The organism is Mesorhizobium sp. P5_C1 (genome assembly GCF_054049815.1).
This window is the reverse complement of sequence record NZ_JBFULQ010000279.1, coordinates 1-7207: the sequence shown is the minus strand read 5'-3', so window position 1 is coordinate 7207 and position 7207 is coordinate 1. Positions and strand designations below refer to the sequence as shown.

5 protein-coding genes are annotated in these 7207 nt (G+C 62.9%); 3 read left to right on the top strand and 2 right to left on the bottom strand.

Going from position 1 to position 7207, the window contains the following annotated elements; genetic code table 11:
• Positions 1 to 192 precede the first annotated feature (192 nt).
• Positions 193 to 2181, top strand: a complete 1989-nt coding sequence (locus ACXJ7R_RS20285; protein ID WP_457153407.1) for an AI-2E family transporter — start codon at positions 193 to 195, stop codon at positions 2179 to 2181.
• A 149-nt stretch (positions 2182 to 2330) separates the two neighbouring features.
• Here the strand turns inward: ACXJ7R_RS20285 and ACXJ7R_RS20280 are convergent, their stop codons facing one another.
• Positions 2331 to 2708: a hypothetical protein gene (locus ACXJ7R_RS20280; RefSeq protein ID WP_457153406.1), complete on the bottom strand. Its 378-nt coding sequence runs from the start codon at positions 2706 to 2708 to the stop codon at positions 2331 to 2333.
• A gap of 89 nt (positions 2709 to 2797) precedes the next feature.
• Here ACXJ7R_RS20280 and ACXJ7R_RS20275 point away from each other — a divergent pair, with 89 nt between their 5' ends.
• Both ACXJ7R_RS20275 and ACXJ7R_RS20270 read left to right on the top strand, forming a co-directional pair.
• Positions 2798 to 4474 (top strand): winged helix-turn-helix domain-containing tetratricopeptide repeat protein, encoded by a 1677-nt coding sequence (locus ACXJ7R_RS20275; protein ID WP_457153405.1) that lies wholly within the window; start codon positions 2798 to 2800, stop codon positions 4472 to 4474.
• Between the two features lie 243 nt (positions 4475 to 4717).
• Complete coding sequence (locus ACXJ7R_RS20270; protein ID WP_457153404.1) at positions 4718 to 5050, top strand: hypothetical protein; 333 nt, start codon at positions 4718 to 4720, stop codon at positions 5048 to 5050.
• 79 nt (positions 5051 to 5129) lie between these two features.
• On the opposite strand, the gene ACXJ7R_RS20265 is transcribed toward ACXJ7R_RS20270, so the two are convergent.
• On the bottom strand, positions 5130 to 7207 hold a 2078-nt coding region (locus tag ACXJ7R_RS20265; protein ID WP_457153403.1), incomplete at its 5' end, for an efflux RND transporter permease subunit.

The window sequence follows — 7207 nt, the reverse complement described above, 5'->3', positions numbered from 1 at the left end:
ACGTCTACCATCGCCAAGGCGCGGCCGGGATAGCGCTGGCCGGAGATTTCCCGGCGCCATTGCTTCGTCGCGCGGCCATCTCGCGCCATCCCGATCATCGACCTGCAGCCGGTGACGAGCAGTTCGTCACCGGCGAAAGTTGCACGCCGGCTCAATATGCCCGATCATGACCGTTGGCAGGGGAGAGACCAAGTGGCGACCAATCGTCGAAACGGCATGGCGTCTCCAGCGCATGGGTTGGAGGACATTCTTTCGGCCGCCGCGCCCCACCCGCGAACCTCATTGCCCAATGTGGCGACCACCGTCACGACGGTGGCGGCACTGTATTTCGGGCGCGAGGTTTTCCTGCCGATCGCCATCGCGCTGTTGCTGACTTTYGCGCTCGCGCCGCTGGTCGCGGCGCTGAAACGCGTCGGCATCCCCAGGATCGCGGCTGTCATCGTCAGCGTTCTCAGCGCTTTCGCGGCACTCGCCCTGTTCAGCTTCATTGTCGCCTCGCAGGTCAGCGAACTGGCACAGAACATCCCGACCTACCAGATCAACATCCTGACCAAGATCCGTTCACTCAAGGAAACCGGCGTCGGGGGAGGCATCATTGCCAGGTTGAGCGACGTGGTCGAGCGTGTCGGACAGGAGATAGACAGGCAGGACGCTTCGCCGCCGGCGGCCACTCCCGACAAGCCGGCGCGCGAGCCGGTGCCCGTCGAGATCGTCGCGCGCCAAAAGCCGCTCGAAGTCCTGCAGAGCATCGTCGGTCCGCTGATCAGCCCGCTCGGATCGGCCGGACTGATCATCGTCGTGGTTATTTTCATGCTGCTCGAACGGGAGGATCTGCGCGACCGCTTCATCCGGCTTGTCGGCTATGGCGACCTTCACCGCACCACCGAGGCGCTGCAGGATGCTGCCAAGCGGGTGGGCCGCTATCTGCTCATGCAGTTGATCGTCAACATCGTCTACGCCATACCGATTGCGCTCGGACTGTGGTTCCTCGGCATTCCCAATGCACTGCTGTGGGGGCTGCTGGCGCTGGCGCTGCGTTTCGTTCCCTATATCGGCCCGGCCATCGGCATGCTGCTGCCGCTGTTCCTGGCGCTGGCCGTGGCACCCGGCTGGTCGCTCGTCCTGTGGACGGCCGCCCTGTTCGTGGTGATGGAACTGGTCACCGGCAACGTCGTCGAACCCTGGCTTTACGGYTCGCGAACGGGGCTGTCATCGCTGGCGATCATCGTGGCGGCCATCTTCTGGACGTGGCTCTGGGGGCCGCTCGGGCTGGTCCTGTCGACGCCGCTCACCGTCTGCCTGGTGGTGCTGGGCAGACACGTGCCGCAGTTCGAGTTCCTCGACGTGCTGTTCGGCAACGAGCCCGTGCTCGAGCCCCATGCGCGCCTCTACCAGCGGCTGCTGGCTGGCGATCCGGAGGAAGCCACCGACCACGCCGAGGAGATGCTGGAAGAGAAATATCTGTTCGAATTCTACGACAAGGTGGCGATTCCGGCACTTCTGCTGGGCGAGCGCGACCGTGTGCGCGGCGTCATGGGCGACCTGCAAAGACGGAAGGTGGCGGACAGTGCCCTGACGCTGGTGGCCAACCTCGACGATGAGGCGCAACAGGAAGCGGTTGAGGAGGATGACCCGGCCGAGGCCGGGGAGCCCGGCGATAATGGCGATGGCGCCGGCGTGGACGAGGCCGACCTGCCCGATGGCACTGACATGTCGGTGCTTTGTGCCGGTGGGCGTGGCGAGCTCGACGATGCCGCGGCCGCGATGCTGGCACAGGTGCTGGAAGTGCAGGGCGCGACAGCATCGAAAGCGGGCTTCGCCGAGATGGAACCGGCGAGCATCCGCCGCCTCGAGCTCGATGCCATCGACACCGTCGTGATCAGCTTCCTGAACCGGGATTCCGTCAAGCACGCGCGTTTCCTGGTTCGCCGGCTGAAGCGTGCGAAGGCGGCGCTGCGGGTGGGCATCGTGTTCTGGTCGGAAACCGGCAATGACGACAAGGAGGCGACCGCCAGGCTGGCCCAGGACATGAACGCGGATTTCGTCGCCCATGGCATGGTCGACGCCGTGGTCGGCGCGCTGTCAAACGAGCCGCCGGTTGCCCTCAAGTTCGTCACCAAACGCCGTATGCGCCGGCAGCGGGCCGCGCCCAAAAAGGTTCAGGCAGCAACCGCGAGCTAGGGGCGTCTTGGCACTTGGCGCACCGACCCGATTTACGCGCAGCAAATACGCGCTCGCCCTGACCGGCGGGACGGGGTCCGATCTCGACGACCTTGGTCGCGTTCGTGTCATCCTTCGGTCCAAGCGTGAACAGCCAGGAACCTGCAAGGTCACGGTTTTGATGCCTCCGATGCGTAGTCGCAGTAATGGAAGCTGGCGAGATAGCCGGGGAGTACGCGCATGAACTCCTGTTGATGGGTCCAAGCTCTGCACTCGGCCATGGAAGTCATGGGTTTCACTTTGGGGATCCTGATTAGCTCCCCCTGGTCGGTCAGAAGAATTGTAACAGCGAAGGCGGTGAACATGCAGTCGTCCATCGACCTAAGGCTGGCGGCATAGTAACCGCCGGGGTTGGGACGGACGTCGTCGGAGGCCGCCTCGATGACATGGTCAGAGCCGCAGAGTTTCGCGATGCGGGAATCCGCTTTCGCAGCCGTTGGCGCTGTCACGAGAAGAGCGAGAGCGATGATGAGCTTGGCGCGTTTCATGTCCTCCTCCCGTCCAATCCGGCACTGGTGGGATCACTTGGAAGCGAAGGCCGAAAGGGATAAGCTAGGAAGCGCGCCAAGAGGGTGAAATGTCCCGAAAGGCTCCTGAAATTGACCCGAAACCTGCTGAAACGATCACATTCGGCGGATTTTTCTCGCTGACGAAAAGCAAACAACTCCGAACCGCCGAAGGTAAAGCGGTCGACCTTCGCAGCCAGTCCACCGAGGTGCTCTGCGTGCTCGCGGCGCGACCGGGCGAGATCGTGTCCAAGGACGCGCTGATGCGCGCGGTCTGGCCCGATACCTTCGTGACCGATGACAGCCTGACCCAATGCATTGCCGATATTCGCCGCGCATTGGGGGACGACGCGCATGCGATCGTGGAAACCTTGCCCAAGAGAGGCTACCGACTGAATGCCGATCCATCCGAGGCGGCGGACGCAAACGCCGCGGCCGGCGTGGAACGAGCCAAGACACGGTTTTCGCAACGCGGGCTCATTCTTGCTGCGATCGTGCTCGTCGCGGCAGCGATCGGCGCATACTACGGCGCGGAAACATGGCGAGCCGCCCCAGTTCGTTCGAGCGACATGCCGAGGATTGCAATCCTTGCCTTCGACGACTTCAGTGCTGGCGGGGACAAGGGATATCTCAGTGATGCCGTTGCCGAGGGGATCATCACCGAGCTTGCGCGGAGCAAGACCTATGCCGTCATCGCCCGGAACTCGAGCTTCAAGTACCGCGGCCGGGCGGTTGACATTAGACAGATCGGAGATGAACTCGGCGTCGACTACCTGCTCGAAGGCAGCCAGCAGAAGATTGGAGACCGGCTGAAAGTGACCGCGCAGTTGCTGAATGCGCATGATGGATCGCATGTGTGGGCCAACACCTACAACCGGGAGATTGGCGATCTTTTCGTCGTCCAGGAGGAGATCATCCGAACCCTTGCGGATCGGGTCGGGCAGAGCATCGAGCGCCCGCTGCCAAGGAGCGGCGCCGCGCAGGTCAGCGCGCTCCGCTACTACCTGATGGGGAGGGCCAAGATCGGAGAGGATATCTCAGCCGAGGGGAACGGTCAGTTAAGGCAGTTCAGCCTCAAGGCGATCGGAGCGGATCCGAACTCCCAGTTCGGCTATATCGGGCTGGCCTGGTCCTATCGCAATGACGCGGTATTCGGGTGGCACGCGCAGGAACACAACCGGGACGAGGCGTTGAAACTCGCTGCCGAAAACGCCGACAAGGCCATCCTGCTCGCTCCTAATGACGCTGGAGCGCATGAGGTCCTCGCCAGCATCCAAACCGAAGCAGGAGAGGTCGAGCAGGCCCTTGCCCAGTACGATCAGGCGATCGCCTTGAACCCCAGCGACTCGCATATCCTCGTCATGAGTACGAACGTGCTGTTGTATGTTGGCCGCGCCGACGAAGCGATCGATCGGATCGAGCAGGCCAAGGGCATCGATCCCTTCCACCCTGACTGGTTCCACTGGCAGATGGGCTGGGCGCTTTGGGAAAAGAATGATTGTCGGGCAGCGCTGGCGGCGATGCGGAAAATGTCCAGAATCCCGAGCGGCGCACAGCGCATGCTTGCGGGGATCCAGGCTTGTCTAGGAAACAAACGAGAGGCAAAGGAAGCGCTTACGGTTTTCCTCAAAAACACTCCCAGTGAATCCATCAGTAAAGAACGCAGGGAGTGGGACAAGATTTGGACCGCACCCGGAAGCCTCGACCGCTGGATCAAGCAGATGCGGTTCGCGGGGTTGCCGGAGTGACGGCTGACCGGATGCGGCCCGGCAGACGTCCGATTGGCCGCATAAAACCGTTGAAGCCTTTGTGTTGCGGGCGGTGGTTGCCCTCAAAAGCAAGATCATCCTTTGCAGGAATATTGGGTGCGGGAAAGTCGGCCATGGGGCCGACTTGCGCCAGTCAGCCGAGGGTCAATGRCATTTCTAAAGGAACGCTAATATACATGGACGCTCGAAGGAGCAGCGCCTGCCAGATAGTTGAGGAAGGCCATGCGAAGGTTCATCGTCACGGCGGTGTGTATCGCCGCCGCAACAGTCGCCAGCGCCCATGATTGGTACGAAAACAAGTTCGATCCGCAGACGAAATTCAAGTGTTGCGGTGGTTCTGATTGCCGCGCCATACCTCGTTCTTCGGTGCGGATGAGGGGCGACGGCGGTTACATTTACTTGCCGCATAACTTCATCATCCCACGGGACCGCGTGCAGGAATCCCCGGACGACCAATACCATATCTGCGAGAATACCTACGTCGTAACCAATCAGCTGTATTTGCGTTGTTTTTTCGCGCCGCGCGTGAAGATCTCCCTACTCCTCCCAGGTTAAGGTCAATACTGCGCGTCGCTACCGGGATCGTTGCTGCGCCGCGCCGATAAAGCCGCGCCCGGCGCGACGAATTCGTAACCTACTTGGCGGCCGTCTCCGATGGCGCCTCTGCCGGCCCCGAAGGCGCGGCCTCGGCACGGGGCTTGCGCCGTGAAAACAGCGACCTGAGCGTGACGTAGAACACCGGCGTCAGGAACAGGCCGACGAAGGTGACGCCGAGCATGCCGGAGAACACCGCGGTGCCGAGCGACTGGCGCATTTCCGCGCCCGGGCCTGTTGCGATCATCAGCGGCACGACGCCGAGGATGAACGAGAAGGCGGTCATCAGGATCGGCCGCAGCCTGAGCCGGCAGGCTTCGACGGCAGCCTCGGCGGCCGACAGGCCGCGTTCCTCCGCCTGCCGCGCGAATTCGACGATCAGGATCGCGTTCTTGGCGGCAAGCCCGATCAGCACGATGAGGCCGATCTGCACGAGGATGTTGTTGTCCAGGCCTCGGAAAGACACGCCGATCAACGCCGCGAGCACGCCGAGCGGCACCACCAACACAATGGCGAACGGCAGCACCCAGCTTTCATATTGCGCCGCCAGCGCCAGGAACACGAACAGCACCGACAGTCCGAAGATATAGACAGCGGCATTGCCGGTGTTGCGCTCCTGATAGGCGAGCTCGGTCCATTCATAGGAGGTACCGGCCGGCAGCGTCTTTGCCGTGATCCCTTCCATCAATGCCAGCGCGTCGCCCGTGGAAACGCCGGGCGCGGCGTTGCCCTGCAGCGGCACCGAGACGTACATGTTGTAGCGCTGGACCAGCGCCGGGCCGGTGACGTCGCGGATCTCGATCAACGTGCCGAGCGGAACCAGCGCGCCGGTCGCCGAGCGCACCTTCAGTTTCAAGATGTCGGCGCGATCGAGGCGGAACGCCTGGTCGGCCTGCGCCCGCACCTGGTAGACGCGCCCGAAAGCGTTGAAGTCGTTGACGTAGGCGGTGCCCAAATTGATCGACAGCGTCTCGAAGATGTTGGGGATCGGCACGTTCAGGATGCGCGCCTTGTCGCGATCGATCGCCAGGAAGAATTGCGGGCTCGACGCGGAGAACGTCGTGAACACGCCTGTCAGCCCCGGCGTCTTGTTGGCCTGGCCGGCGATGTCGTTGGCAAGCGCCAGGACCTGCCGCATGTCGGCGCTGTTGCGCTCCTGGATCAGCAGCTTGAAGCCGCCAGCATTGCCGACGCCGCGGATCGGCGGCGGCGGCAGTGCGATGATGAAGGCTTCCTTGATGGTTTGCAGGCTGCCGAACAGATTGCCGATGACCTTGGTCGCCGACTGGCCGGCTTTCAGTCGCTCGTCAAACGGCTTGAACCTGGCGAAGATCACGCCCGCATTGCTGGCGTTGGTGAAGGTCGCGCCGGAGAAGCCGGCGAAGGCGACTGCGTAGTCGACGCCTGGCGTTTTCTGGATGATCTGCGACGCCTGCTTAATGACCGCATCGGTCCTCGACAGAGAGGCGCCGTCCGGCAGTTGGACGACGACGATCGCATAGCCCTGGTCGAGCGTCGGAATGAAACCGCGCGGCACCGCCTGCACCATGTAGACCGTGGCGCAGATGAGGGCAGCGAAAACGCCCAGCATGGCGGCGATCGTTATCCACGAGCCGACCAGAACGCGGATGATGCTCGAATACCAATGGGCGACCCTGTCGAAGCCGCGATTGAAGCCGTCGGCGAGCGCCCGTGCGAACCGTGCCAGGAAAAAGCGCGGCGGCGCCGCCGCGGCGTGGTGCGGCTTGAACAGCAGTGCGGCCAGCGCCGGCGAAAGCGTCAGCGAATTGAATGCCGAGATCGCCGTCGACACCGCGATGGTGATCGCAAACTGCAGGTAGAACTGCCCAGAAATGCCGGGGATGAAGGCTGTCGGCACGAACACGGCTATCAGCACCAGCGAGATCGCGATGACCGCCGTTCCGACTTCGTCCATGGTCAGGTGCGACGCAGGATTGGGCGCCAGCCCTTTGGCGATATTGCGCTCGACGTTCTCGACCACGACGATCGCATCGTCGACGACGATGCCGATCGCCAGAACGAGGCCGAACAGCGTCAGCATGTTGAGCGAGACGCCGGCGGCGTAGAGCACCGCCAGCGTGCCGCTCAGCGACACGG